Source organism: Pseudacidovorax intermedius (genome assembly GCF_003350475.1).
GTDB lineage: Bacteria > Pseudomonadota > Gammaproteobacteria > Burkholderiales > Burkholderiaceae_C > Xenophilus > Xenophilus intermedius.
On sequence record NZ_QQAV01000024.1, the window covers coordinates 3270 to 5187 of the forward strand.

General features: G+C 71.4%; 1 protein-coding gene. It reads left to right on the plus strand.

Annotated features, from left to right (window positions below):
* A partial coding sequence (locus DFR41_RS27840; protein ID WP_425326734.1) for a prealbumin-like fold domain-containing protein occupies positions 1–1918 on the plus strand: 1918 nt, incomplete at both ends.

The window sequence follows — 1918 nt, forward strand, 5'->3', positions numbered from 1 at the left end:
CGCCAACACCTACGCCGGCAACACCAGCGTCACCAGCGGCGCCACCCTGCGCGTCAACGGCAGCACCGCCAGCGCCAGCACCGTCAGCGTCGCCGGCGGCGCCACCCTGGGCGGCAGCGGCACCATCGGCGGCACCACCAGCGTCGCGGGCACCCTCAGCCCCGGCGCCAGCGCCGGCGTGGCCGGCACCCTCACCACCGGCGCCCTGAGCCTGGCCGGTGCCAGCGTCGCGCTGGACCTGGGCGCCAGCGGCACCACCGGAGGCGGCGTCAACGACCTCGTGCAAGTCAACGGCAACCTCGACCTCAGCGGCGCCAGCCTGAGCATCAACCCGCTCAGCGGCTTCAACACTGCCGGCAGCTACGTGCTCATGAGCTACACCGGCACGCGCACCGGCACCTTCGCCAGCAACAACCTCAGCGGCATCGGCTACCTGGGCGTGATCCAGTACGACGACACCAACAAGCAGGTCAAACTCGTCTCCATCCCGAGAGTGCGCATCGCGCAGATCAGCAACGGCGGCACCGGCACCTTCAACTTCGTGCTCAGCGGCCTGGACAGCACAAGCGCGCAACTGAGCACCAGCGTCGCGGGCACCGCCGTCACCAGCAGCGCCTACACGGGCAGCATCGGCACCGCCGTCACCCTCACGCAGACCAGCCCGCTGGGCTGGCCCGCCACCCCGGCGAGCATCAGCTGCGTGGACGCCAACGGCACGAGCACCGGCAACGGCACCGGCGCACTCGGCAGCGTCGCGGGCAGCGCGGTGAGCCTGACGGCCAGCCAGATGAAAGCCGGCGCCGACATCACCTGCACCTTCACCAACACCAACAACGGCATCACCGGCGTCGTCTTCAACGACAACGGCGCCCCCAGCGCCGGCGTCAACACCGCCACCCCCAACGACGGCCTGCGCAACGCAAGCGAGCAGGGCATCAGCGGCGCCACCGTGAGCCTGACCAACTGCGCCGCCACCACCTACGCCAGCACCACCACCGACGGCGCCGGCGCCTACAGCCTGGCCGTACCCACGGCGCAGAACGGCCAGAACGTGTGCGTGGTCCTCACCCCGCCCAGCACCGGCACCAGCGGCGGCTACATCGCCACCGGCGCCAACGTCGCCGGCAGCGTCCTGGCCAACGCCGGCAGCACCAGCGTCGGCGGCGTCGCCTACGGCTACACGCGCAGCAGCCGCCAGGTCAGCTTCACCGCCGCCGCCTCGGGCCAGGCTGCCATCAACTTCGGTGAAGTACCGGTCAGCACCCTGACCCCCGCCAGCAGCGCGCGCAGCGTCGCCGCGGGCGTCAACGCCGTGCATGCCCACAGCTTCACGGCCGGCACCGGCGGCAGCCTGAGCCTGAGCCTGGGCACGGGCACCGCCAACCCCGCCAGCGTGAGCGGCTGGAGCGAAATCGCCTACCTGGACAGCGGCTGCACCGGAGCCGTCCAGCCCGGCGCCACGCGGCTGTACCCCTCGGGCAGCGCCCAGACCGTGACGGCCGGGCAGGTGGTGTGCTTCGTGGTGCAGGAAAGCGTGCCCGCCGCGGCGGCCAACGGCAACAGCCATGCGGTGCCGGTGACGGCCACGCTCAGCTTCACCAATGCGGCGCCGGCGCTGAGCGCGAGCTACAGCGCCACCGACACCACCACCGTCAGCAGCAGCGCGCTGCAGCTGACCAAGGCGGTGCGCAACGTGACGCAGGGCGGCAGCTTCGGCACCAACAACCAGGCCAAGCCGGGCGAGGTGCTGGAGTACCGCATCAGCTACGAGAACACCACCCCGTCGCCGATGACCACGCTGGTGATCAACGACAACACGCCGGCGTACACGAGCTTCGTGAGTGCGCAGGCGGGCACGACGCCCGTGCAGCTGGGCACGTGCACGAAGGTGACGCCGGCGAATGCGGCACCGGCTGCG